Below are 26,317 nucleotides of genomic sequence, written 5' to 3'. Positions count from 1 at the left end.
TATCGTTGTCTTTGTTCTCCCAAGTGAACACACCTCCACTACTGTCATTATCGGTCTGTCCGTTAACGAGTGTCCACTATTTATTCTAATTGCATATTGTATCTTATTTTTCGGAAAATCACGCTGGACAGGGCATTCTGGAAGATTTAAGGTACAATTTTGCACTTAATCTCTACTAAGCCTTAGCTACTGAGGATTTAAGGTACAAAAATGCCGTTAATTACACTTCGATCCTGCTTATATAAGCTTTCTTTTTTCTTGGGGTATGTTTGTTTTTTTAAATGCTTTCTATTTAGAAGATTATCCAGCTATTTTATAGCTTTATTATTGGAGGCGACGGTGGAATGCAGCAGCGGATCTTGCTGATTGAAGACGATGAAAGTATCAGTGAAATGGTCTCTTCTTATCTTGTAAAAGAGGGTTTTGAGGTCAAGGCGGTGTATGACGGTGAGGAGGCAGAGCGCGTTTTTCGCAGCGGCACATATGAGCTGGTTCTACTGGACCTTATGCTCCCAAAGCGAAGCGGGACGGATATTCTGCAGACGATTCGGACTGGTAGCCTTGTCCCTGTTCTGATCATGTCTGCAAAGGACAGCGATGTGGATAAGGCACTCGGTCTGGGCTTCGGAGCGGATGACTATATCACGAAGCCCTTCTCTATGATTGAGCTAGTAGCGAGGGTGAAGGCAGCGATCCGCCGGGCGGGTTATGCCGCAGCGAGGAACGCTAGGATAGAAGCAGCGGCCCCGGCCCGGCAGATGATTAACCTGGAGGGACTGATCGTAGACCTGGATAATTTTACAATCTTAAAGAATGGGACAGAGGTGAAGCTTACGGCCAAGGAATTCCATATTCTTAAGCTTCTGGTGCAGAACCCCGGCAGAGTGTTCACCAAAGCCCAAATTTATGCCAGCGTGTGGGAGGATGAGTATTATGGCGAAGAGAATGTAATCAATGTACATATGAGAAGACTGCGGGAGAAGATTGAGGATGATCCTTCCCAACCGGTATACATCAAGACGCTGTGGGGGATCGGATATAAGCTGGGGGCTGAGGTGCAATGATCGCCATCCTTGGCGTGGTAATTGTCATCCTGCTGCTGGTCGTTCTGTGGCAGTACCGAAAGTCGAGGACAACTGCCCGCCAGCTTGCCTATATTCATCACAAGCTGAACAGTATTCTGGATACGTGTTCACAGGAAAGGCTACTGCTGTTCAGCCGCAACCCGGAGCTGCGTGTCCTATTGACTGATCTGAATCGTCTGCTGGACGTCAACCACAAGGCAAGTATGGAGAGGGTCCGGCTGGAGAAAGAAATGCGGAGTATGTTAGCCAATGTATCGCATGATTTGAAAACACCGCTAACGGTTGTACTGGGGTACATCGAGACCGTCCTGCATGATGAGAGTATGCCTGCCCGGGAACGGGACGTTATGCTGCATACCATACACCGCAAGGCGGAGGAGGTGATCTCCCTGATGAATACCTTTTTTGATCTGGCGAAGCTCGAAGCAGGGGATCGTGATATCCCCCTCTCCCGGATCGATGTGAACGAGGTGTGCCGGAGGAATATCCTCTCTTTCTACGATATGCTGAGCGGCCAGGGCAGCGAGGTGCAGATTGATATTCCGGACGAAGCGGTGTACATCATGGGCAATGAGGAAGCGCTGGACCGGATTCTATCCAATCTGCTGTCAAATGCAATCAACTACGGCGCTGCTGGCGGTGTGCTGGGCTTACGGCTTTTTACAAACGGGTCACAAGTAAATATAGAGGTGTGGGATCGCGGGAAAGGCATCACGGCTACTCATCAGAATCAGGTGTTCGAGCGGCTGTACACCTTGGAGGATTCGCGCAATCGAACCTATCAGGGCAGCGGACTCGGTCTGACCATTACGAAAAGATTAACCGAGCAGATGAACGGGACGATTGCATTAGTTAGCAAACCACATGTCCGAACAGCGTTTACAGTTTCTTTTTCCCACATAGAGCGGTAACGTCCCTGAACTTAAGAATTTCGTAAGAATTGGTTAAGAAAAAAGAAGATTCCGTTATGTACAATAAGAAATATGAATCAGACGAATGACAAAGGAGACAGTGGATATGGTAACAGCCCTTCAGACACGGAATTTAACGAAGGTATACCAAGGTAAGGAAGCGGTAAGCGATGTTAATATGACTATCAAGCAAGGGGAGATTTATGGCTTTCTGGGGCCGAATGGGGCGGGGAAGACTACAGTGATGAGAATGATCACGAACCTGGTCAAGCCGACAAGCGGAGAAATTGAATTTTTCGGTGAAAAAATGACCCCCGGCTCTTATGAAATGCTGAAACGGATGGGCTGCATTATTGAGTATCCCGTATTCTATGACAAACTAAGCGCCAGGGAGAATCTAATGCTGCATGGGGAGTATATGGGCTACTATGATCCCCAATCCGTTGCCGCGGCCTTGGAACTGGTAAAGCTGTCAGATATTAATAATAAGCCGGTAAAACAATTCTCGCTGGGCATGAAGCAGCGGCTCGGCATTGCCAGAGCGGTAATGACGAAGCCGGAACTGCTCATTTTAGATGAGCCGATTAATGGTCTCGACCCTGTTGGGATCAAGGAGCTGCGTGATGTATTCCGAATGTTGAGCCGGGAGTACGGAATGACCCTGCTGATCTCCAGCCATCTGCTGGGAGAAATCGAGCAGGTTGCCGATACTATCGGCGTAATCCGTGAGGGCAGGCTGGTGGAAGAAGTATCGATGGAGTCCATCCGCGGCCGGAACTCGCATTATATTGAGCTGGTTACACCGGATTCCACCAAGGCGGTGTACGTACTGTCGCACCAGCTGGGCTTGAACAATTTCAAGGTAATGGACCCGGGCCTGATTCGTATTTATGATGATGGGATTACACTAAGTGATCTGAATAAGGTACTCGTTCTCGGTGATGTCGGCGTTGAGAATCTTAGTAGAAAGCATCATTCGCTGGAAGATTATTTTATGGAACGGATCGGGGGTGAAGGAATTGCTTAAGCTCATCTCGTTGGAAATCCGCAAAAATAAACTGAAGGGCATGTCCAAAGCGATAATTATCGCTAATCTGGCAGTATTGGCTATGATGGTGTTCATGCTGCTGATTGACCGGAACGAACCCTCACACGCATTCACTACGCTTGAAAATATGTTTGACGGATTATTTATGTTACTGAGGGCGGTGTATATTGTATTTGCCGCGGTTCTGATCAGCAAGCTGGTGATTGAGGAATACAAGAACAATACAGTAACTGTACTTTTCATGTATCCCATATCGCGTAAAAAGCTGCTCGCTGCTAAGTTAATCTTCATCTTCTTGTTCACCTTAATGAACATTATCGTATCCGGACTTGTCCTGGGGGCCATTATGAATGGGATTAATCATTATACAGGCATCCTCCCGGGGGAGATGAGCTGGACGCTGCTGTGGTCTGAACTTGTGAAGCTGGGAACCGGATCCTTGTATGCCGCTGGCATTGCCCTAATTCCGCTATACTTCGGGATGCTTAAGAAATCAGTTCCCGCTACCATTATTTCAGCGGTGCTGCTCTCCTCTGTCATCTCCGGGGATTTCAATCAATACCGTTTGGGTGATATGGCTGCTGTATGCATTGGCCTTAGTCTGATCGGGATTGCAATTTCCTATTTATCGATTCGCAATGTGGAAACAGATGATATCGCTTGATGCCGTAGGCCATAGAATAGCCCCTGCACCCGTGCAGGTGGCTATTTTTGGGTATAGAAAACACCTCTCTTTACTCATGATTTACCCTGCAGAACTTGTTATAATATGTGGATTGAGTACGGAGAGGATGAAAACTATGGATAAGGAAAACCACTCTATTCTATATGAGAATCACCCTGATCCCATCTACATTTTGGACACGGAGGGGAACTGCCTGGGCGTGAACCGTTCTGCGAGGGAACGGTCGGGAGTGGAATTTGAAGGACTGAACAGCCATTCGGTGCTGGAGGCTTCCACTGCGGACTATCAGTTGGTATGCCGGCGGCAGTTTGCGCAGGCGCTTCAGGGTGAATCTTCCAGCTTTGAGATGGATACGGTCCGTCCTAACGGGGAATTTCACCGGGTGGTTATTACTTTTTTACCCATTGAAGCTGAGAATGAAGTGGCAGGTGTCTACGCGATCGTCAAAGACATCACCAATTATATTGGTGTGGACGACATCCGCAGTCCTGGGCATCTCAAAGAATTGAACGATCGGCACAGCCTGATCCTAAATTCTGTATCAGAGGGCATCTTCGGTGTGAACAAAACGGGGCATACGATCTTCATAAACCCGGCGGGGATGGAGATGCTGGGTTATACGCTGGATGAGTTCATCGGTATTCATAGTTTCTCACATATCCAGCACACCCGGTCGGACGGCTCTCATTACGCCCTGGAGGAATCTCCGATCAATCGGACGGTCAGAGATGGAGTTACGCGCAGCATGGAGGAAGAAATCTTCTGGCGTAAAGATGGGACGAGCTTTCTGGTGAATTATCGGGTAGCTCCAATTGTGGACAATGGTATGATCGAAGGCGCTGTTATTGTATTCAGCGACATTACGAATGAACGGGAGATCATCCGGGCCAAGGAGTTTGCGGAGAAGGCTGCCCGGGCTAAGGCCGACTTTCTGGCGATGATGAGTCATGAGATCCGGACACCGATGAACGGGATGATCGGGATGGCGGACCTGCTGCTGGAGACGGAGCTCGGCGAGGAGCAGCGGAGCTATGCAGAGATTCTGCGCAGCAGCAGTTACAGTCTGCTGAGTATCTTGAACGATATCCTTGATTTTAGCAAAATGGAAGCGGGCAAAATGATCCTGCAGTCTGAAATGTTCGACCTGCGGGAAATGATGTCCAGTATTGTGGACCTGTTCACGCCCAAAGCCGAGGAGAAGAAGCTGGCCCTGCGGTGGTGGGCCGATACCAGTGTCCCAGAGGTATTGACTACTGATCCTAGCCGCTTGCGGCAGATCATTGTCAATCTTGTAGGCAATGCCTTGAAATTCACAGAGCAAGGAAGCGTGACCTTGTCCGTGAAGAACATCGTGCTGCCGCATTCCCAGAATTACCTGTTGGAGTTCTCGGTACGGGATACAGGTATCGGCATCGCCGATAACAAGCTGAATCTCTTGTTTCAGTCCTTCTCACAGCTTCACCCGTCGCATACCCGCAAATATGGGGGGACAGGCCTCGGACTGGCGATCTGCAAACAGCTGGTAGAGCTGATGGGCGGCACGATTTTTGTGGAAAGCGAGGAGGGAAGAGGGTCTACCTTTCGCTTTATGCTGCCCTTTTTGAAGGAGGAAGACAGGGACGGATTTGAATTGTAGGTTTAGCTGGTGGGCCATAGTCGTCGTATCGAGTTATCTCATCGGTAACCAGGCGCTTTAGCTACCAGAGCCTAAAAAAGGCTGCCCGTAGTCATCTCCTGACTTCCGGGCAGCCCGCCATGTTTGCTTTTATCGTATTGAAATTATGATTCACGTAAATACATAAGACCTACCGTTTGCGGACCGCAATGACTGCCGATTACACAGCCGGCTTCGATAACCGCAATCTCTTGAGCAGCAGTGGCTTGCTGCAGCGCACTCTTTAAATATTGCGCATCTTCTTCAGCCAGGGTGTGTGCTACAATAAGCAGTTCCTTATCCATTTGCTTGATGTCGGCAAGCGCGTTCTGAAGCATCTGCTCGACGGCTTTTTCCTTCTTGCCACGGACTTTGCTGACCGGGACAATACTGCCGTCAATCAGCTTCAGCACGGGCCGGATTTTAAGCAGGCTGCCGATGAAATTCTGCATGCCGGAGCAGCGCCCGCCCATATATAAGTAATCAAGCGTATCGACTACAAATTGAGTATCCATGTGTTTGCGGGCTGTCTTAAGCAGCTCTGCGATCTCAGCTGCACTGTGCCCCTTGGCAGCGGCGCGCACGGCCTTCATGACGAGCAAGGCGATCCCCCCGCACAGCGTCTCCGAATCTACGACCTCCACTCTTCCTTCAGGGAATTCACCTGCGGCCAGCAGGGCATTCTGATATGTAGAAGATAAGGCAGAGGACAAACTGATATAGACAATATCATTACCACTCTCAATTACCGGAGCGAAGGCCGCCATGAAGTCAGCCGGCGAAGGTGCGGCGGTTTTGGGCAGACTGCCTTTGGCAGCAACCTTGCGGTATACCTCTTCGGGCGTAATATCCACTCCATCCTTATAAGTACCCTCGTCGAATACTACATATAACGGGACGATGCCGACATCATACTTCTCTTTCCAGCCTTGCGGCAAATCGGAAGTGCTGTCTGAAAAAATTTTCACAGTAGACATGAAATTCTCCTTCACCGAGTATCGGACTTTTTATAAAATCCACATAATTTGTTTATTATACCAAGTCGAAGCCATTTCTCAAAATGGAAAATAGCTAAGGGGATGGGATGCCAAGCTTCTACTCTATGATATGAAAAGAGACCCCCCGTTGTTCGGGCGGCCTCTTGGGTTATGGAGGATCTTTCGGTAGTGACGAATATAACGCTTATTTCTGCTTAATCGGAATCCATACTTCACAACGATAGTCTTCTGCGTTCACATCGCCAAGTGGGTAGAGTTCAAGTTCGGGTCCGCCCGAATGCTCGTAGGCTGTGCTTGGGAACCATTCCTGGAAGATTCGGCTCCAGACGTCCTGAATCGCATGCGGCATCGGTCCAACCGAGGTGAAGACAGCCCAGGTGGAGGCAGGTACAATAGCCGTTTCATAGCCTTGTGGGTCCGTATTGGAATCGTCTTCTACGGCAATCCAATAAGAGAGCTTCTCATTGGGATGATCCACACCCATACAGATTCCGAGGATATCCTCTTTTTTGCCGATTTCAGTCAGTTGGTCAGACGTTCCGTCTCCGTTGGCGGCACTCCAGAAGGCCGGGATCTCCCGCAGGTTCTCCCCATCCTTCAAGGATACCTCGATAGACTTGCCGATCACTCTGAAGCTATCTTTCTCGATAATTCTGTATTCCATTTCTTTATCTCCCTTCAATGATAGATGGAAAGAGAGGCGTGGAAAGGCCTTGAGCTGTACGCCCTTCTCGCGGGCGGCTGAAGGGGACACCCCATGCAGCTTACGGAACGCTTTGGAAAAAGATTCAGGGGTATCGTAGCCGTATTTCAGTGCTACGTCTAGCACTTTAATATCCGACACGCTCAGCTCCTGCGCCGCAAGCGACAATCTCCGCTTGCGGATATACTCGAATACCGTGAATCCGGTAAGGAGATTGAACATACGCTGAAAGTGAAAGGGCGAAGAGCAAGCTACCCTTGCGATCTCATCAATATTCAGCGGTTCCTCTAAATTGTCCTCTACATAATTCAGAGCATCCTTCATTCGAATCAACCATTCCAAGTGCGCCATCTCCTTCTGAATCCATACTATCATTCCCTGGTCTGTTCATCCGGTTCTTCCGTGCGTTCTGAAGACAGGTGACAGGGAGACTTTGAGTTCAATCTTTCTAATAGTATAACTCAGCTAGACGGGTCTCGTCAGTTCCCCAGTCGGTATACGCCCGCTTCGTACGGCCGCAGAACACTGCGGTCGGAGGATGCTTCTCCGTAGTTTCCAATCACCAGTTCCTTGACGGCTGCCAGCTCCTCAGGAAGATCGACAGGCTGCGCAACATCGCTGAAGTTCAGCAGCACGAGCCATTGCTCATCGTCCAGGGTGCGGGTGTAAGCATAGATATTATCATGCTCTGGTAGAAGCAGCTTGTACTCTCCGTAGACCATGATCGGGTTTTCTTTGCGCAGCGCGATCAGCTTGCGGTAGTAGTGGAACACCGAATCGGGATCGGCCACTGCCTGCTCCGCATTAATTTCGCTATAATTCGGATTCAGCCGCAGCCAAGGTGTTCCGGTAGTAAAGCCTGCGTTGGCAGAACCATTCCATTGCATAGGCGTCCGGGCGTTGTCCCGTCCTTTGGCATAGATAGCATTCAGAATCGTCTCGTGATCGGCGCCGCCCTCGGTGACTTTTTCACGGTACATATTAAGGGTCTCGATATCCTGATAGTATTCCAGCACAGGGAATTTCACGTTGGTCATCCCGATTTCTTCCCCTTGGTAAATATACGGGGTGCCCTTCAGTGTATGCAGCAGAGTCGCCAGCATTTTGGCGGAGATGACACGGTACTCGCCGTCATTACCAAAACGGGATACCATACGTGGCTGATCGTGGTTGTTCAGGTACAGACTGTTCCAGCCTTGTTCGGCCAGGCCGACCTGCCATTTATGCAGGATTCCACGCAGTTGGTGAAGAGTCCATGGTGTTACTTCCCACTTGCCGCTAGGGCCGGAGTCGACGTCCATGTGCTCGAATTGAAAGACCATCTGCAGTTCTTCCCGGTCTTCGCCGGTATACAGAATGGCATCCTCTACAGACGCCCCCGGCGTTTCACCGACGGTCATGACGTCATATTTGGAGAGTACCTTTTGGTTCATTTCATGCAGGAACTCGTGTACTCTTGGGCCGTTCATGTAGTATTCACCACCACCGCCAAGCTCGGCATCGCCTGAGGAAGGCAGGCCTGGCGTTTTGGAGATCAGGTTGATGACGTCCATCCGCAATCCGTCTACACCTTTATCCAGCCAGAAGGTAATCATCTTGTACAGTGCCTCACGCAGCTGCGGATTCTCCCAGTTCAGGTCCGGCTGCTTGCGGGAGAACAGGTGCAGATAGTATTCACCGGTAGTCTCGTCTAGTTCCCACGCCGGGCCGCTGAAAATGGAGCTCCAGTTGTTAGGACGCTTGCCGTCCGGACCGCCGGGACGCCAGATGTAATAATCACGATAAGGGTTGTCCTTAGAGGAGCGGGATTCCACGAACCAGGCATGTTCGTCCGAGGAATGGTTAATCACTAGATCCATCATCAGCTTGATACCGCGGGTATGGAGGCCTTCAAGCAGTTCCTCCCAGTCCTGAAGCGTGCCGAATTCATCCATGATATCTTCATAGTCGCTGATGTCGTAACCGTTGTCATCATTCGGCGATTTATAGACGGGGGAGAGCCAGACGACGTCAACGCCGAGCTGCTGGAGATAATCCAGACGGGAGATAATTCCCTTCAGATCGCCGATGCCGTCACCGTTGCTGTCCATGAAGCTCCGAGGGTAGATTTGGTATACTACGGCTTCTTTCCAAAAAGCTTTTTTCATTGTGAGATCTCCTTAAATGTTGTTTATAGTCCAGCCTATACAACCCTTTAAACAGTAACCGGCCCCCGAAAGCAGGCAGCCTCGGGGGCCGGGAGAATACGGTTTGATTATGCAGTAATGTTAGTACCTTGAGCAGTAACGCTGCTTAGTCCATTCACTGTATATTCCTGGCCATAAATCGTGAGCGAGGCCGGAATATCGGTTTCGTTGGTCACGGTTACCTGAGTGTCGGTTACGCTGACCAGAAGTCGAGAGCCGCGGAACATGATTTTGAAGGAATAGGACGTCCAGTGACCTGGATTAGAAGGGTTCAGGTTCAACCGTCCATTCAATACGCGCAAACCGCCGAAGCCATGAACGATTGACATCCAGGTACCCGCCATGCTCGTGGTATGGCAACCGTCTTCTGTATCATTATTGTAGTTGTCCAGATCCAGTCTGGAGGTGCGCAGGTACATTTCATAAGCCTTTTCCTTGTAGCCCAGCTCGCAAGCAAGAATCGCATGGATGCAAGGGGAGAGGGAGGACTCATGTACGGTGATCGGCTCGTAGAAGTCGAAATTCCGTTTTTTCGTATCCAAATCGTAACGGTCACCAAGGAAATATAGCCCTTGCAGCACATCCGCCTGCTTGATGAAGCAGGAACGCAGGATACGGTCCCATGACCATTTCTGGTTCAGTGGCAAATGCTCTGGATGCACATCCTTGACCTGAATGATCTCTTTGTCGAGGAATCCGTCCTGTTGGAGGAAAATGCCCATCTCTTCATCCACCGGATAGTACATTTTGGCGATAATCTCGCTCCATTTTCCTGTCTCACTATCCTGAAGTTCGAGCTTCTCCAGCAATTCTGCGTAGCGGGCAGGTTCATTCTCTTGCAGGTAAGCCAGAGCTTCCAGCGTGTATTCCATCGTCCAGGACGCGATACGGTTCGTGTACCAGTTGTTGTTGACGTTGTTCTCGTACTCGTTCGGCCCGGTGACGCCGAGCATGACATATTGGTCCTTACGTGGCACATAATGCACGCGTTCCTCCCAGAAGCGGGAGATTTCTACCAACACCTCAAGTCCGTACTGGCCAAGGTAGGATTGGTCGCCAGTGTAGTTCACATAGTTATAAATAGCATAGGCAATCGCCCCGTTGCGGTGAATCTCCTCGAATGTAATTTCCCACTCGTTATGGCATTCCTCGCCGTTCATTGTCACCATCGGATAGAGGGCGCCTTTGGTGAAACCGAGCTTGCGGGCGTTCTCCTTAGCTTTTTCCAGATGTTTGTAACGGTAGATCAATAGGTTACGGGCGATGGACGCATCCGCCGTACTAAGATAGAAAGGTACACAATATGCTTCGGTATCCCAGTACGTGCTGCCGCCGTATTTTTCCCCGGTAAAGCCCTTCGGCCCGATGTTCAGACGATCGTCCTCACCGTTATACGTCTGATTCAGTTGGAAAATATTAAAGCGGATCGCCTGCTGCGCAGACACGTCGCCTTCGATGATAATGTCGCTTTCCTTCCATTTGTCTCTCCAGGCATCTGCCTGCTCGGTCAAAAGCGCTACAAATCCGGCTTCCCGTGCGCTTTGCAGTGCAGTCTTGGCGGCATCCACCAGCTGCCCGAGACCATGATTGCGGGAGGTTACATTAGCCGCATATTTGTAAATCACGACTTGATCGTTCGGCTGTACCGCTACAGCAACCCGGCTAGCAACATATTTTTCCTGCTCGATGGCTTCCGCTTGCGCCGTTGTGTTCCCGCCGTTCACGAGGATATCGAAGGCCATAGCCGAGGTAACGTGAAAATCGAGCTTTTTGGTCTTTAGGGTGAGATAACCGCTATCCCCTGCACTTTTCTTCTCGACTTCATTCCAGAATTTCTCGTCATAGTTAGCATCCTTGTTCTTGATGTCGCCATCCAGGTAAGGCGTGATTGTGAGCTGGCCAGCAAAGTTGAGAGGAACGATGGAATAGCGGATCGCACCGATCTCCTGGCGGGTCATGCTGACAATGCGGATGCTCTCTACTTTGACTTGCTTGCCGTCTTCCAGTTCAGCGGTGAAGCTGCGGGATAACGTACCTTCCTTCATATTCAAGACCCGGCGGAAGTCGGTCACTGTGGATTTCGCGAGATCGAGCGGGGTGCCGTCGATATCAATGTTGATGCCGATCCAGTTCGTGCTGTTCAGCACTTTGGCAAAATACTCGGGATAGCCGTTCTTCCACCAGCCGACCCGTGTCTTATCCGGATAGTATACGCCAGCCATATAGCTGCCCTGCAGACTGTGGCCGCTGTATTGCTCCTCGAAATTGGCGCGTCCGCCCATATATCCGTTCCCGATGCTGAATACGCTCTCGGAAATTTCCTGGGTTCCCGGATCAAATGATTCTTCGATAATGGACCATTCATCAATTTTCAAATATTGCTTCAAGATTATCGGCTCCTTTTAAGTTGGGGATAATATATAGAACTATAACTACTGAGGTTATACGCAGACCGCTCCGATGGCTAAGGTTGTTCCGATCGCTGTTGTCCCCGGATATACTGAATTTATAGGGTTATGTAAGCATCCGGGGACAGCGTAGGCTTCCGATGCGAGCTTTCCTGCGGAAAGCTTTCAGGTGAACGTTGTGCTTCTCTACAATCCTTTTGCCTTCTCCGCTCGGAGTAAAACTAGGACATGGTTCTTTATGAATAGGGAGAGGCAGGGAGCAATCGTACATCCCGCGATAGGTGTATAACTTAATGTTGCTTAATTACTGGTAAAAGATTCCCTAAGCGTCGAAACTTTCATTTCTTGCAGGGAAGGGATGACTATATTGGCGGCTCCAAGGGTAGCTGGAGAACCGATGCCGACACTGGTCATTCCGGCACGGATAGCGGCTTCTATGCCAGCTTCGGCATCCTCGAAGACGACACAGTGCCCCGGCTCTACGCCCAAAGCTTTGGCTCCCAGCAGGAACACTTCAGGGTCAGGCTTGGCAGCACTGGTGTGGGTGCCGTCAATAATGGCGTCGAAGTATGGGGTCAAGCCAGTATTGTTCAAGATGGTCATCGCATTTTTGCTGGCGGAGCCGAGAGCGACCTTGATGCCATTCTGGCGGCATTCCATCAGGAATTGAAGGGCGCCGGGCAGAATCTCTGAGCTGTCCATAGAGGAGATGTACTCAACATAACGTGCATTCTTTTTATCAGCGAGCCTCGCTTTTTCGTGCTCATCCATAGTTAGCCCGCCTATCTCTAGCAAAATATCGAGTGACGCCGCTCGGCTGACACCTTTAAGGCGTTCATTATCCTGCTCGGTGAAAGGAAAGCCTAGATCGTCAGCCAGCTCTTTCCAGGCAATGTAATGATACTTAGCGGTGTCTACAAGCACACCATCCAAATCAAATAAACAGGCATGAATTGTTGTCATGAATGGAACCTCCTAGAAAGATATACGCGGAATTGCTTCTGTCCATGCGTATTAGAATGGACTCAGGAATCATTATTCTGCATATTAGCGCAAACGTTTGAACAAAGATCCAAAAAATAAATGAAGCATCTACGCTTCATTTATTCGTTCCTGTTCGTTCCCGGTCTGTTACGGCTTGCTTGGTGTATGCATGGAGGACTCTCTGACAATGAGGCGGTGCGGAATCACAAATCTATTCGTATAACCCGCATCATTATTAGGTTTCTGTATGCCCTGAATCAGTACCTGCGAGGCAGTGTAGCCCAGATGGTAGATACCGATATCAATACTGCTGATAGGGGGACTGGACAGCTCGGACAACGGAATGTTGTTAAAGCTGACAATCGCCAGATCATCGGGAACCTTATATTTCAGTTCGTTCAATCCGCGCAGCACACCAAAGGACACCATATCGTCCACCGCGACCAGCGCAGTGGGTCGGTTCGGGAGATTCATGAAGAAAGACATCGCCCTGTAGCCACTATCCTGTAAGAATTCACCTTCCACAATCCATTCCGGTCGCATGGTCAATCCGCTGTTCTCCATAGCTTTGCGGTAACCTTCCAGACGATCGCGGGAAACGATGAGATTGGGTGGGCCACTGACGAAGCCGATACGCTCATGTCCCATGGAAATCAGGTGATTCGTGGCGTCATACGCTGCCATGACGTTATCATTATCGACAGATAATATATTCTCATAGCGGTCGCTTCTTCCGATTAGCACGAAGGGATAGCCACCACCCTGTAGAAAATCAATCACAGCGTCATCTTTGCGTGAATACAACAGAATTACACCGTCAACACGGCGCCCCTTCAGGAGGCGGGAGACGGCTTCCAGTTCTTCCTTTTCATTCGCGCCGGAGCTGATCAGTACATCGTAGCCGGATCGGCTGGCCTGCGTGACAATCCCGCGAATCAATTCCATGAAGAACAGGTTGGAGAACAACTCTTCAGCCGGTTTCGGGAGGATAATGCAAATACTGTTGGTAGTCTTCGATACCAGACTCTTGGCCATCATATTGGGAGTGTAGCCCATATCCTCCATAATCGCTTTAACTTTACGTGAGGTTTCCAGGCTGATTCTGGGATGGCCTGACAACACCCTGGATACTGTGGACGGGGATACTCCCGCTTTTTTCGCCACATCCTTAATGGTAACTGTCATAGAAACCTCCTTATGGAACCGTTTGCTTTACACAGTAATATTAATCGAAGTACTGCCAATTGTAAATAGAAAAAGTCCGTCAGGACAGGGGATAAGCCACTTTTGGAGAGGGTGCAGGATTTTTGCCACCAGGTTTGTATATTTTCACTAAAGTGCTAGAATAGCGCTGATTTCATGAGTTTCTTGGAGAAAACAGGGTGTAAATAGTGATTTGTCCCTGATATATTAGTGCAAACGTTGTGCATTGAAGGAGTTTTTTTAAGTGGAAGTTGAACGGAGCTACTACAATTTTTTGTTGACAACTTCTTAATTTTGGGATTAGTATGTTAATCAAATTGTAGCAAGCGCTTTCAAGTGATATTTTTTATTGGAACATGACAGAATGGTTATGTAATCGTTACTGGAGCAGATTTTTCTTGGAACTTTTTGCAAACGTTTGCGCAATTTTTGCTAGTGTTCACTGTTAGAGAGTGATGTTATCAGATGTTCACTTCGCTATGCACTACCTGAAAATATCATTGGCTTATTCTGTGAAGGAGGATGTGTGTCTATCAGAGGCCTGACAAGCCGTTATATGACATAATGTGCCTGCCATTCGATGACTGCTGGGGCAAAACTTACATAAAGAGGTTCCTTAAGAACTTCAGGATCAGGCAGCTGAATCGGGTGAGAGAAGTAGAGCAGTAATCTATTACTAAAGGGCACTTGTAGTGAAATCAGGGAATCATTGGAGGGGTTAACGGAATGAAACGGACGCTTTGGATCAAGAAATATTTTGCGGCAGGAATGGTTATAGTTCTGCTGTTATCCTGCTTGGGGATTCATCCGGCGGTTGCACAGGCAACGGCATTGGAAAGCGTACTTGTGGAAACTTCTCAATCGGCAGCGCCAGGAGAGGCTTTGGAATTCAATGAAACGAACCACAGTGACAGTGCTGAAACGAACGTCCTTTCGGAACCCGGTGCACTAAATCCTGTACCAGACGGGCACATGCGGGTTCACTACAACCGGACGTCTGACGATTATGCCGACCAAGGGTTGTGGGTGTGGGATGGTGCCGCAGCGCCTTCCGAGAACTGGCCGGGTGGGGCAACACCATTTCCGGAAGGACTGAGGGATGCCTACGGGGCTTATGTCGATATCCCGCTGAAGGAAGGGGCCAAGAAATTCTCGTTCCTGGTGGTAAACCGCAGTACGCAGGCGAAGGATGCCGGGGATAAGCTTTTTGCCATTAACACACCGCAGACAAACGAGATTTGGATCAAGGAAGGCTCTGACGTAATTACGCCATATGAGCCGGTTATACTTCCTGCCAATACGGTGCGGGTGCATTACATGAGAGCGGATAACAACTATGGCTCGCATGGATTGTGGCTGTGGGGAGATGTTACGGCAGAATCCACGAATTGGCCTACTGGGGCAACGCCATTCTCGGATGGACAAAGAGACCGTTTCGGGGCCTATGCTGATATTCCGCTGAAAGAGAATGCGAAGAAAATCGGCTTTCTTGTCCTGGACCCGGCAAGCGGTGATAAGGATGGCGGTGATAAAGGTTTTACACTGCTGGACCGTTACAATCAGCTCTGGGTACGGGAAGGCGATAATAATGTCTATGTCTCTCCGTTTGGCGAGGTGCCGATCGGATTAGTATCTGCTGAGGTTCTGACAACTCAAAAAATCCTTCTCGGCTTCACCCTGACGGACGGCCTGGATTCAGCTGAATTACAGTCAGCGATTTCCGTGAAGGACAACGCGGGAACCGTCATTCCAGTTACATCTGTATCGATCACCAGTCCCACCGCGATCGCGGTGGATACCGAAGCCTTTGAGCTGGATCAGACACCACTGAGTGTAACTTACGCGGGCAAGACCGTAGCGGCTTCTTCCGGCTGGAGAATGCTGGATGAGATGTACAACTATACGGGGGACGATCTTGGAGCAACTTATCACGCCGAGGAGAAGACTGCGACACTGAAGCTATGGGCTCCGAAAGCCAGCTCGGTATCAGCCAAGGTATACGATAAGAATGACTCCAATCTTCTTGTGGGCACAGTCGCGCTGGCACGGGGCGAACAGGGTGTCTGGTCGGTCAAGCTGAAGCCGGAGGATCTGACCGGTGCAGCTGCAAGCGATGTGAGAGGTTTTTATTATCAATATGAAGTCACTAATGACGGGGTAACGAAGAATGTGCTGGACCCCTATGCGAAATCCATGGCAGTGTTCACGGTAGACACGACAGGGGCACCAGGAGAGGGCGGCGATACCGTCGGCAAAGCGGCGATTGTCGATTTGAACGGTAGCAATCCTGCTGACTTCAGCTATGCCGATATTAGTAGCTATGAGAATCGTGAAGACGCTATCATTTATGAAGTGCATGTCCGGGATTTCACCTCTGATCCTTCTATCGAAGTCAGTTTGGACGGCGAGCGCTGGGGATCTTATGCGGCTTTTGAGAAAAAGCTGGATTATATCAAGTCCTTGGGCGTAACTCATGTTCAGCTGCTGCCTGTAATGGCTTGGTATTATGGGGACGAGACGAAGATGGGTCAGCGGGAGCTGAATTATTCGGCAAAAGGAAATGAATACAACTGGGGGTATGATCCCCACAGTTATTTTTCCCCGGACGGGGCTTATTCGCAAAATCCTGCCGACCCGGAACTGCGGATCAAGGAATTAAAAGGCCTGATCGATGCTGTGCATAAAGCCGGTATGGGTGTGGTGCTGGATGTGGTGTACACCCACATGGCGAAGACCGAGCTGCTGAACGACATCGTGCCGAACTACTATGCGTTCCAGGATGCGAATGGTAATTTTATCGGCGGCTTCGGCAATAATCTGGCAACCAACCACAAGATGGCCGAGAAGCTGATGGTCGATTCTGTAAAGTACTGGTTCTCCGAGTATAAAATCGACGGGATGCGCTGGGACATGATGGGCGATGCCACGTACGAATCGGTGCAGAACGCCTATGATGCCGCTGCCGCGCTGAATCCAAAGGCGCTGTTCATTGGTGAAGGCTGGCGGACCTTCGGTGGTGCAGCGTCCGATCCAGCCCTTGCCGGCAAAGGCGCAGATCAGGATTGGATGGATAAGACGGATAGTGTCGGGGTATTCTCTGATGAGTTCCGTAATGAACTGAAATCCGGCTTCGGCTCCGAGGGCGAACCAAGATTCATTACAGGCGGTGCACGCCAGATCAGCACGATCCTGAACAATATCAAAGGACAACCGTCTAATACACCTGCAGATAGTCCGGGCGATATGGTGCAGTATATTGATGCCCATGACAATCTGCCGCTTCATGATGTGATTGCGCAGTCGATTAAGAAAGACCCGGCAATCCCGGAAAATGAGCTGGAGATCCAGAAGCGGATCAGACTGGGCAACCTGTTGGTTCTGACTTCCCAGGGAACAGCCTTTATCCATGCGGGTCAGGAATACGGCCGCACAAAGCAGTGGAAGTCGAGTGGCGTTCCCGAGGATAAATATACGGAGATGAAGGATAAGGATGGAGTCTCCTTCGGTTATTTTATCCATGATTCTTATGATTCCTCGGATGCTATCAACATGTTCGATTGGAGTAAGGCAACGGATGAAGCAAGCTTCCCCGTAGAGAATATCACGAGAGAATACACGACTGGCCTGGTGAAACTGAGGAAATCAACCAATGCTTTCCGGTTGGCTGACAAAAGCCTCGTAGATTCCAATGTGACTCTTATTACGGCACCTGAGGTTAAGGCCAGCGATTTGGTCATTGGCTACAAAAACAAGGCAACCGATGGCACCGGTACCTATTATGTCTTCATGAACGGGGACAGCACTGCAAGAACGCTTACGCTATCTGAGGATTTGACAGACGGTGAGGTGCTGGTTGACGGTGCGAAGGCAGGAACAATGCCTATTCCTGTCACGAGCCAGAGCGGGTTCAATCTGACGACCCATTCTATTACGCTAGAGCCGCTCACCGCAGTGGTGATCAGAAAAGACTCTGCCGCAGCTGCCCTGACTTCACTGGAAAGTGATCTTGCGAGTTATGCGCTTCAGGTGAACGACACTCATCAGAGTGCTGTATTCGCCAAATACGATGATGGCAGCAGAAGCAATGTGACGGCAAAAGCAACTTTTGTGTCCGATCAGCCGGCTGTGGCTGAGGTCACGAATAAAGGATTGGTTAAAGCTAAATCAGCGGGAACTGCTGTGATTACTGCATCCTATGGCGGTTACTCTACCAAAGTTGCAGTTAAAGTAACGACAGAACCGGTGAATAACAAACGTTATGTCCAGTTTACCTATACCCGTGAGGATAAGAACTATACAGACTGGAATCTCTGGGTTTGGAACACCGGAGCCAAGAACGACCAGATTGACTTCACAACGTTTGAAAAAGGAACGGCAAGTGTTCTGATAGAAGTGGCACCGAATGCCACGAATGTCGGGTTCGTGCTCCGCAAAGGTACGGACTGGAACACGGCGAAGCAGGATTATCCAGACGACCGTCTGATTCCGCTCACGCCTGGCGAAGTATTCACCAAGGTTAATGTCACCAGCATGGTCAAAGAGCTGGATATCAAGCCGAACATCAGTGGTCCGGTGCTGAAAGACGGAACGATTACGTTCCGGTACCGTGACGAGAATTTGTTCCGTAGTGGCAGCCAAGACGCAATCACTGGCGTCAAGGTCAAAGTGAACGGTACGGAATATCCGATGGTGTATGATCAGGCAAGCGAATGGTTCAGCTATTCTCTGACTGACATAGCGCAGGGAACCTATAAATACACATTCCTGGTCACCAAAGACGGGAATACAACTGAATTTACAGATCCCAAAAATACAGTGAATGGCGAGTCTCAGGTCGTCTACCATATTCCAGACGTCAGCATTGTCTCGGAGGTATCCCCCGCAGCAATTCATTCCAATCAGAATGCGGTGGTAACCCTTAAGACAGACTCTAGCGAAACTGTAACGTATAAGGAAGCCTATATGGATTTAACGTCACTGGGCGGACCTGCCAAGGTGAGCTTTGATACAGAGCTGATGCAGCAGACTGTTGCTGTCAAAGACACCGTCCCGGCGGGAATAAAGAATATTCCGGTTGTCCTGGTCGACCAGTATGGCAACAAGCATAAGCACACGGCTACCCTTGAAGTGAAGGCCAGAACCTATTCCGGTGACCCCCTTGATTTTGACTGGGATGAGGCACGGATATATTTTGCCCTGACGGACAGATTCAAGGATGGAGATCCGAACAACAACGAGAATGTTGATAAAAATCACCTCGAAGCCTATCACGGCGGGGATTTCAGAGGGATGATCGACAGTCTGGATTATCTGCAGGAACTTGGCATCAACACGCTGTGGATCACGCCGATTGTAGATAACATAGATTTTAATCAGGGTACTGGCTTTGGCGGCAAGCAATACGCTTATCACGGCTATTGGGCCAAGGACTTTACTAAGCTTGATGAACATCTTGGCGATATGGAGGTCTTCAAAGAACTGATCGATAAGGCGCACGACAAGGGCATCAAAATCATGGTGGACGTTGTACTCAATCATACCGGGTACGGCTTGAAGCCTGAGGATAACAGTCCTACGATTACACCGGAAGATAAAGCCCGTTTTGCCGGGATGCTGCGCACAGATGGCGTATCTGCCGACACAGACCCGATCCGTGGTGAACTAGCAGGTCTGCCGGATTTCCGGACTGAGGACCCTGCAGTGCGGAAGCAAGTGATTGCCTGGCAGAGTGACTGGCTGGACAATGCCCGGACGCAGCGCGGGGACACCATCGACTATTTCCGTGTGGATACCGTGAAGCATGTGGAGGATACCACATGGAAAGCCTTCAAGAATGCACTGACTGCCATCGACCCGAACTTTAAATTAGTAGGAGAATACTTTGGCGGAACAACAGACAACGACGGGGGAACGCTGGAGAGCGGGCAGATGGACAGTCTGCTGGACTTTGGCTTCAAGGACGCTGCCCGTGATTTCACAAATGGTAAAATCAATGATACCGACGCCTATCTTCAGGACCGGGAAGGCAAGATCGGCAATACCCGGATGATGGCTCAATTCCTGAGCAGCCATGATGAAGACGGCTTCCTGTCTGAATATGTCGGCGGGGACAAAGGCAAGTTGAAAGTTGCAGCTGCGCTGCAAATTACGGCTAAGGGACAGCCGGTGATTTACTATGGCGAAGAACTGGGCCGCTCAGGCAAAAATGCCGGAGATATGTCCAAAGGCGAGTTCAGCGAGAACCGCTCGGATATGCCGTGGGAGCAATTAACTGCGGAGAAAGGGCTCCACGATCATTACAGCAAGCTGTTGAACATCCGGGCGAAGTACTCCAAAGTATTCGCCAAGGGAGAACGAACTAAGCTGGCTGGCTCGGATGCGGTGGGTTATCTGGCCTTTAACAAGCAGTACAACAATGAAAATGTAGTGACAGTTATCAACACGAAGACGGACGCTGTCTCTGCTGAGGTTCCGGTACCTTTTGCAGCTGGAACGCTTGTCAAAGACGAATATAGCGGCACAACCTATACCGTATCGGGTGATCAAAAGCTTACGATTGAGCTGCCTGGTCGTAATGAAGGCGGAACAGTGATTCTGGCGGTTGTGGCTGGCGTGGAGCCGACGCCGACTCCAACGCCTGTGGTGACGCCAACACCGACCCCGACCCCGACCCCTATAGTAACGCCAACACCCGTGGTCACAGCCACACCGGTAGCGACACAGACTCCTGGTGTTACAGCTACACCGGGTGTCACTCCGTCTGCTGAGGTCACTCCTACGCCGGAAGTAACGCCAGTACCGCTGGCAACACCTAGACCAGATCCTGCGTCGCCGTTCACGGCACAACCAACGCAGAGCCCTATCCCTGGCACGGTCTCAACCGCTACACCGTCCAGTAGCCCGCAGATTGTATCCGTGGACAGTCTGAAGGGTGGCCAAGACGGCAAGGTTGAAGTGGAGCTTACCCCAGGCAAGACTGCAGTTCTGCTGCCGGTTCAAGCTGCACAGGTATTGGGAACAAGTAGTCTGGTTATTAAGACGGATTCTCTGAATATTACTCTTCCGAACAAGGTGCTTGTAGACTTGTTAGGGTACGTATCTGGGGAAGATACGGAGACGGCCCAGATTCTTTTCGAAGTTAGTGGGTTGCAGGAAACTGCGGTCCGGTCACTATTGGACGAACTGAGCAAGGATGGCGTACGCGTTGCTTCAGTATCAAATATCTATGAATTCAATCTATATGTTGTTAAAAAAGACGGCAGCCGCATCCCGGTAACGGTATTCCAGCAGCCATTGACCCTGTCCTTCAAGCTCAAAGGCCAGCCGAACAAGGATTGGACCGGCGTGTTCCATTTGCCGGAGCAAGGGAAACCAGAGTATGCAGGCGGCCTGATTCAGGACGATACTATAACCGCCGGGATTACGCATTTCAGCAAATATGCCGCACTTGAGATCAATACCACATTCAAGGATGTGCCGCAGACACACTGGGCTTCTCCTGCAATTAAATCCCTGGCCGCGAAGCAAATCGTAACCGGTGTATCCGCTACTGTGTTCGAACCGAAACGCAGCGTCAGCCGTGCGGAATTCACCGCGCTCTTAATGCGTGCGCTTGGCGTGAGCGGGCAAGGAAAGAACGAATTTAAAGATGTTGCAGGTGACGCTTGGTATGCTTCTTATGTAACGACAGCAGCCCAGTTGGGGATTGTGAATGGACGAAGCGGGGATACATTCGCGCCTAGTGCGACAATTACCCGCGAAGAGATGGCCGTTATGGTCGTCCGAGCGCTAGAGATCAAGCAAGGCAAGAAATTTAATGTGCAAGCCGCCTCAAGTGACTTTACCAACGCATTGCGTATCAGCGATTGGGCGAAGTCTGAGATGAATACAGCTGTGGAACTAGGGCTGTTGCAAGGGCGGGAGGGCGGTGAATTTGCTCCTCAGGAACAACTGACTCGTGCTGAAAGCGCGCAGGTAATCTATAATCTGCTGGCTCTATAAGGCCTAACAGCTAAAAGTTAGCGCTAGGGAGGGCAGTGCCTGACGAGTGGCAGCCCCTGGCTTTGAATAGCTGCAGAGTAGGCATCGCTCCAAGCTCTAAACGCTACTAACCCAATGTACTAACCAAGTGCTACTAACCAAGTGCTACTAACGCTTCCCAACTAGTGTTTACATTGAACGGGAATAACCTGAAAATGACCTCAAAATCCACGATTAAGTGGAGGATGAGGTCTTTTTTTGTAGCTAAATGCTTAGTGCCTTAATTCATTTCAGACTCAATTCTAACGATCTTTTGTTGAATTTTTTTTAGATTTTCTTCTGCATCTCGAATTTGTTGTAAAACAGTAATTTCGTGCTGTCTCATCATTTCTAGCCGTTGAGGGGAGCTATGATTCCCACTCATCGACCAATCAACAAATTGCTTAATGTCCTTTATTGGCATCCCGGTATGTTTTAAACATAAGATAATTTCCAGAAATTTAAGTGCATCCTCGTCAAATACCCGATCGCCTTTTTCAGTTCTTTTGAGGAAAGGAAACAGTCCTTTGTTATCATAATAACGTAGCTGTGAGATGGATAAATGATGCATTGCTGCAACTTGTCCAATAGTATAATTCATTATGCTCTCCTCAGGTGATTACCAAGGGATAATCCCATTTTTATCTAGAATTTTTCCGTTATAGTTTGTATCACTTAATGCGTATTTAACAATGATTTGTGCACCTTCAGCCGTTGTTTTACCACCTGGAGAATTATGATTAAGATCCGTAGTTGTGAAACCAGGTGTAACCCCTAAAATTTCAGGCCCACTCGTCCCAAATTCTGTACCGAATGCTAATGTCAATGAATTAACAGCCGTTTTTGTTGAATTATAGCCCAGTATATTGAGTTGAGGAATTTCTCCATTCGCGAACATGGTTTGTGAAGCCATATCTGTTGTTACGTTAACGATCTTGCCACCCTGAGATTTTTTCACTAAAGGTAAGAAGGTTTGAATCATTTGGAATGTACCAAAGAAGTTAACGTCAAACTCTTGTCGTAGTGTCTCTAGTTTTAATTCACTGGGTAGAATACCAAAATCAAGTGCGATGCCGGCGTTATTAATCAATAAATCCAAGTGATCTGTTACTTCAAGAATTTTATTTTTTGCGGTTTGGATAGATAGTGTATCAGAAATATCAACAGGAACAAACGAGACATTTGAAAAGCTTAAGGAATGCACGGCTTTTTGTCCTAGCTCCTCATTCCGTGCTCCTAAAAATACATGATAATCTTGTTCAGCTAATTGACGCACAATTTCATATCCAATTCCTTTATTGGCACCTGTTACAAAGGCGAATTTCTTCATGTCTATTTCCTCCAATTTTCCTATCAGTTAGTTACAATTAGAAAGATACAACCTAAACCTAAGTTGAGGTCAAGGCTTTTTAAAACGTGGAATACTAACGGACTGTATAATCCTTATTTGTGCATGAAAGTGCCCACGGATCGTGCAACGGACTCAGGTGACGTTATTTCGTCCCAAACAGTGGATTATGAACAGTATTTCAGCGCATAGGGTCTCTGGAGTCCGTTATCTTCCTGAATGGTTGAAACTACAGGTAATAAAGCCTCTGGAGTCCGTTAAAAGCCGAAATACGAGCCAAGCACTGGTTTTGAGTTATAACCATAATTGATACAACAATATTAATATCTTGCGATGACTTTAATTTATACATTGGATTTGTATTGTCAGTTGTGTTTGTCCACAAAGGAAACTTGTTTTTTTATACTGAAATTTCAAGCCATGTTTGACTGAAAACTGAGCTTAATCATCAAGTCTCCAAATCAACAAAAACAGAAGTGTGTGGGTATGGGGAAAAAATGAAGCAGAGGCAGGCCAGTTCGGAGGTCTTCAAGAGGTTTTGTTCTACGGTTTAGTAAAAGCAATTCAACGAATCAATTATTTAAGCCTTATTCTATAGCTGTACCATAGTAAAAATCGTGAGAAAAGCAAAACAGGTTCCACCCAAGACACGATTTTATCATTAAAAAAAGGACTATCCCTCGGCCATTTCTGGCTTCAATGGTATGCCCCCATACAGAAACAGGTTTTTATTATTTCACCTGTCTACTATACGGGGAGCATATCGCTAAGAGGATGGTCCTTTCTATTATCTATCTGGCCTGTCACTAGGACAGGAGAAGGCGGATTAAATTAGCAAGCAGTTAAACAACGGCCTTAATGATCGTGTACCCGTAAGCCGGGAGCTTGATGGTGAGCTTGCCGCGGTCAGCACGGAGTGGATCGCCCGTGAGCACATTCTCCCAGCGGGACTCGCTAGCGTCAATGCGTAAGGTCTGAGCCGTCTCATCGGTATTCACCATAACAATGACGATGTCGTCACCCAGGCGGCGTTCATAAGCCAGCTTGGTCCCATGACTTGCTGCTTCCAGGAAAGTGATTGTACCGGTACGCAGTGCCGGATGGCTGGCACGAATGTCGATCAGTCTGCGGTAGAAGTCGAACAGGGCACGGTCCTGCTTCTCCGGGTCCCATTCCATACATTTGCGGCAATCGGGGTCGCCGCCCCCGTCCATACCGATCTCATCGCCGTAGTAGATGCAAGGCGTGCCCATGTAGGTGAACTGGAACAATGCGGCCAGTTTCATTTTCTTCTTGTCGCCGCCGGCCAACGTCAGGAGGCGTGGTGTATCATGGCTGTCCAGCAGGTTGAAGGCTACCTCGCTGGCTTGCAGCGGGTAACGCGACAGCTGTCTGCCAATGGAGTTGGCGAAGCCTTCGGCATCGAGAGAGCCGTGAACGAAGAAATCCAGCACAGCATCTGTGAATGGATAGTTCATGACTGCGTCGAACTTGTCGCCCTCCAGCCAAGGAGCGGACTCATGCCAGATCTCGCCGAGAATGTAGGCGTCAGGATTGGCTTTTTTCACAACTTTGCGGAAATCGCGCCAGAACTCATGATCGACCTCGTTAGCCACATCCAGGCGCCAGCCGTCGATCCCGGTTTCCTTGATCCAGTATTCAGCGACCTTCAACAGATATTCCTTGACCTCAGGATTCTCTGTGTTGAGCTTCGGCATCATTGGCTCGAACGCAAAGGCATCATAAGGCGGGATGCCATCGATGACTTCCAGCGGGAATCTGTGGATATGGAACCAGTCCTTATAGCGGGAGGCTTCACCTTTCTCTAGCACATCCACAAACGGCGCGAAGGTTCGCCCGGAGTGGTTGAATACAGCGTCCAGCAGCACGCGGATTCCGCGTTCATGACAGGCGTCAACGAGCTTTTTCAACGTTTGCGTGTCGCCAAAGTGGGGATCGATGCTCATATAATCCTCGGTGTCGTACTTATGATTCGTGGTCGCCGAGAAAACGGGTGTGAAATAGATGCCGGTGATGCCAAGCTCGCTGAGATGGTCGAGGTGGTCAATCACGCCTTGCAGGTCGCCGCCAAAAAAATTGTCCGGTGCCGGGGTTCCACCCCAAGGCAACACGTTCTTAGGGTCCAGACTCGGATCACCGTTGGCGAATCGCTCAGGGAAAATTTGATAGAAAACAGTGTCTTTTACCCATGCCGGGGGGGTGAAGACGTCAATCCGGTTAATGAACGGGAACTCAAAAAGCTTGTTAGGGTTCTCGGGACGGTTTGTTTGAAATTCACTCTCAGTCATCCAGATGCGTTCATTATCCTTTTGCAGCAGAAATCCGTATTTCAAGCGGCGGTGCAGCGGCACCGATTCGCACTCCCAGTAGTCGAACATAGAATCAGAGGTGAACAGCGTCATCGGGATCAGCTCTTTGGTGGCATCCCAGGCGTATTTGTCTCCGGCCCAGGCGAATACTTCGGTGAGATCTCCTTTTTTGGCCCGGAGGCGGAGGTGGATGGTAGTTTCATCATAGGCATAAGACCAGTTCAAGCGCGGACGATGGTATATAGCTTCCAGTAACATGAATGAATTCCTCCCAAAAAGTGGTTGTCGTATGCCTGAAGGGAACTTATGAAATTAGTGTGCCCTTTTATGCATACAGATAATGGATTTGCACAAAGTTTTGTGCAAAAAAAGCATAATTCCTAAACGGAAAACGGTTACCAAAACTTCAGTACAGACCAGGATACACATTCCAGATAGAACAGACAGCATAGGCGGCGCGGGTTGGGGTATTGAAGGGAACTCCCGCACTTTACTTGCCTGATCAAGGCAAAAAAGGCACAACCTAGCGTAATAGCCTGCCGAGGTTGTACCTGAAAGTAACATTGCCTTTGTATTGGATAAAGCACCCTGTATAGATTTGGATTATAGCATGGAAGGGGAAGGGGTTCAATAACTTTGTTCAAACCATTGCACTATTTTTCACTTTGTAATCTTACTACTCTTGGTCCTAAAGGGTTCTAATTTCTCTACATAAAGCGCTTGCTAAGATATATAAGTATCTATTAAAGGAAAAT

Annotated in this window: 15 protein-coding genes; 6 read left to right on the top strand and 9 right to left on the bottom strand. The window is 49.1% G+C overall.

The annotated features are described in order from the left end of the window. Positions 1 to 344 precede the first annotated feature (344 nt). From ACFVU8_RS21695 to ACFVU8_RS21675, 5 genes are all read left to right on the top strand, one after another. Positions 345 to 1,064 carry a response regulator transcription factor gene (locus ACFVU8_RS21695; protein ID WP_387430113.1) on the top strand — a complete coding sequence of 240 codons (720 nt, stop codon included), beginning with the start codon at positions 345 to 347 and terminating at the stop codon, positions 1,062 to 1,064. Next, complete coding sequence (locus tag ACFVU8_RS21690; RefSeq protein ID WP_379202649.1) at positions 1,061 to 1,996, top strand: sensor histidine kinase; 936 nt, start codon at positions 1,061 to 1,063, stop codon at positions 1,994 to 1,996. The genes ACFVU8_RS21695 and ACFVU8_RS21690 overlap by 4 nt, the downstream gene beginning before the upstream one ends. A 106-nt stretch (positions 1,997 to 2,102) precedes the next feature. Then, a complete protein-coding gene (locus ACFVU8_RS21685) occupies positions 2,103 to 3,023 on the top strand; it encodes an ABC transporter ATP-binding protein (RefSeq protein ID WP_387430111.1) in 921 nt (306 codons plus the stop codon). Next, positions 3,016 to 3,708, top strand: a complete 693-nt coding sequence (locus tag ACFVU8_RS21680) for an ABC transporter permease (RefSeq protein WP_387430109.1) — start codon at positions 3,016 to 3,018, stop codon at positions 3,706 to 3,708. The genes ACFVU8_RS21685 and ACFVU8_RS21680 overlap by 8 nt, the downstream gene beginning before the upstream one ends. 136 nt (positions 3,709 to 3,844) lie before the next feature. Next, positions 3,845 to 5,365: an ATP-binding protein gene (locus ACFVU8_RS21675; protein WP_379464998.1), complete on the top strand. Its 1,521-nt coding sequence runs from the start codon at positions 3,845 to 3,847 to the stop codon at positions 5,363 to 5,365. Between the two features lie 143 nt (positions 5,366 to 5,508). On the opposite strand, the gene ACFVU8_RS21670 is transcribed toward ACFVU8_RS21675, so the two are convergent. From ACFVU8_RS21670 to ACFVU8_RS21645, 6 genes are all read right to left on the bottom strand, one after another. Continuing rightward, positions 5,509 to 6,360 carry a DegV family protein gene (locus ACFVU8_RS21670; protein ID WP_387430107.1) on the bottom strand — a complete coding sequence of 284 codons (852 nt, stop codon included), beginning with the start codon at positions 6,358 to 6,360 and terminating at the stop codon, positions 5,509 to 5,511. Positions 6,361 to 6,565: 205 nt separating this feature from the next. Beyond that, complete coding sequence (locus tag ACFVU8_RS21665; protein WP_246317453.1) at positions 6,566 to 7,426, bottom strand: AraC family transcriptional regulator; 861 nt, start codon at positions 7,424 to 7,426, stop codon at positions 6,566 to 6,568. A gap of 137 nt (positions 7,427 to 7,563) precedes the next feature. Beyond that, the gene (locus ACFVU8_RS21660) at positions 7,564 to 9,231 is read right to left on the bottom strand and encodes a glycoside hydrolase family 13 protein (RefSeq protein ID WP_387430105.1); all 1,668 of its coding nucleotides are present in this window, start codon (positions 9,229 to 9,231) and stop codon (positions 7,564 to 7,566) included. Between the two features lie 107 nt (positions 9,232 to 9,338). Further along, positions 9,339 to 11,657: a glycoside hydrolase family 65 protein gene (locus ACFVU8_RS21655; protein WP_387430104.1), complete on the bottom strand. Its 2,319-nt coding sequence runs from the start codon at positions 11,655 to 11,657 to the stop codon at positions 9,339 to 9,341. Between the two features lie 321 nt (positions 11,658 to 11,978). Further along, positions 11,979 to 12,641 carry a beta-phosphoglucomutase gene (gene pgmB, locus ACFVU8_RS21650; RefSeq protein WP_379464994.1) on the bottom strand — a complete coding sequence of 221 codons (663 nt, stop codon included), beginning with the start codon at positions 12,639 to 12,641 and terminating at the stop codon, positions 11,979 to 11,981. A 168-nt stretch (positions 12,642 to 12,809) separates the two neighbouring features. After that, on the bottom strand, positions 12,810 to 13,847 hold the full coding sequence (locus ACFVU8_RS21645; protein WP_175374183.1) for a LacI family DNA-binding transcriptional regulator: 1,038 nt from the start codon (positions 13,845 to 13,847) through the stop codon (positions 12,810 to 12,812). A gap of 744 nt (positions 13,848 to 14,591) precedes the next feature. Here ACFVU8_RS21645 and ACFVU8_RS21640 point away from each other — a divergent pair. Further along, entirely contained in the window at positions 14,592 to 21,866 is a 7,275-nt protein-coding gene (locus tag ACFVU8_RS21640) for a pullulanase (RefSeq protein WP_387430102.1), read from the top strand. A 259-nt stretch (positions 21,867 to 22,125) separates the two neighbouring features. On the opposite strand, the gene ACFVU8_RS21635 is transcribed toward ACFVU8_RS21640, so the two are convergent. From ACFVU8_RS21635 to ACFVU8_RS21625, 3 genes are all read right to left on the bottom strand, one after another. Further along, the gene (locus tag ACFVU8_RS21635; protein WP_387430100.1) at positions 22,126 to 22,485 is read right to left on the bottom strand and encodes a MerR family transcriptional regulator; all 360 of its coding nucleotides are present in this window, start codon (positions 22,483 to 22,485) and stop codon (positions 22,126 to 22,128) included. A gap of 18 nt (positions 22,486 to 22,503) precedes the next feature. After that, complete coding sequence (locus ACFVU8_RS21630) at positions 22,504 to 23,214, bottom strand: SDR family NAD(P)-dependent oxidoreductase (RefSeq protein ID WP_387430098.1); 711 nt, start codon at positions 23,212 to 23,214, stop codon at positions 22,504 to 22,506. Between the two features lie 860 nt (positions 23,215 to 24,074). Next, complete coding sequence (locus tag ACFVU8_RS21625; RefSeq protein ID WP_379464990.1) at positions 24,075 to 25,820, bottom strand: alpha-glycosidase; 1,746 nt, start codon at positions 25,818 to 25,820, stop codon at positions 24,075 to 24,077. Between the last annotated feature and the right edge of the window lie 497 nt (positions 25,821 to 26,317).

This window comes from Paenibacillus sp. NPDC058177, from assembly GCF_042883835.1.
Taxonomy (GTDB): domain Bacteria; phylum Bacillota; class Bacilli; order Paenibacillales; family Paenibacillaceae; genus Paenibacillus_AQ; species Paenibacillus_AQ agri.
The sequence above is the reverse complement of the archived record's forward strand: the minus strand, read 5'-3'. Positions and strand labels throughout refer to the sequence as shown.

Bases quoted from the DNA above. Each gene is read 5' to 3' on its own strand.
- ACFVU8_RS21660 (WP_387430105.1), bottom strand. From the start codon at position 9,231: ATGAAAAAAGCTTTTTGGAAAGAAGCCGTAGTATACCAAATCTACCCT.
- ACFVU8_RS21690 (WP_379202649.1), top strand. From the start codon at position 1,061: ATGATCGCCATCCTTGGCGTGGTAATTGTCATCCTGCTGCTGGTCGTT.
- ACFVU8_RS21640 (WP_387430102.1), top strand. From the start codon at position 14,592: ATGAAACGGACGCTTTGGATCAAGAAATATTTTGCGGCAGGAATGGTT.
- ACFVU8_RS21630 (WP_387430098.1), bottom strand. From the start codon at position 23,214: ATGAAGAAATTCGCCTTTGTAACAGGTGCCAATAAAGGAATTGGATAT.
- ACFVU8_RS21670 (WP_387430107.1), bottom strand. From the start codon at position 6,360: ATGTCTACTGTGAAAATTTTTTCAGACAGCACTTCCGATTTGCCGCAA.
- ACFVU8_RS21635 (WP_387430100.1), bottom strand. From the start codon at position 22,485: ATGAATTATACTATTGGACAAGTTGCAGCAATGCATCATTTATCCATC.
- ACFVU8_RS21685 (WP_387430111.1), top strand. From the start codon at position 2,103: ATGGTAACAGCCCTTCAGACACGGAATTTAACGAAGGTATACCAAGGT.
- ACFVU8_RS21695 (WP_387430113.1), top strand. From the start codon at position 345: ATGCAGCAGCGGATCTTGCTGATTGAAGACGATGAAAGTATCAGTGAA.
- pgmB (WP_379464994.1), bottom strand. From the start codon at position 12,641: ATGACAACAATTCATGCCTGTTTATTTGATTTGGATGGTGTGCTTGTA.
- ACFVU8_RS21645 (WP_175374183.1), bottom strand. From the start codon at position 13,847: ATGACAGTTACCATTAAGGATGTGGCGAAAAAAGCGGGAGTATCCCCG.
- ACFVU8_RS21675 (WP_379464998.1), top strand. From the start codon at position 3,845: ATGGATAAGGAAAACCACTCTATTCTATATGAGAATCACCCTGATCCC.
- ACFVU8_RS21625 (WP_379464990.1), bottom strand. From the start codon at position 25,820: ATGTTACTGGAAGCTATATACCATCGTCCGCGCTTGAACTGGTCTTAT.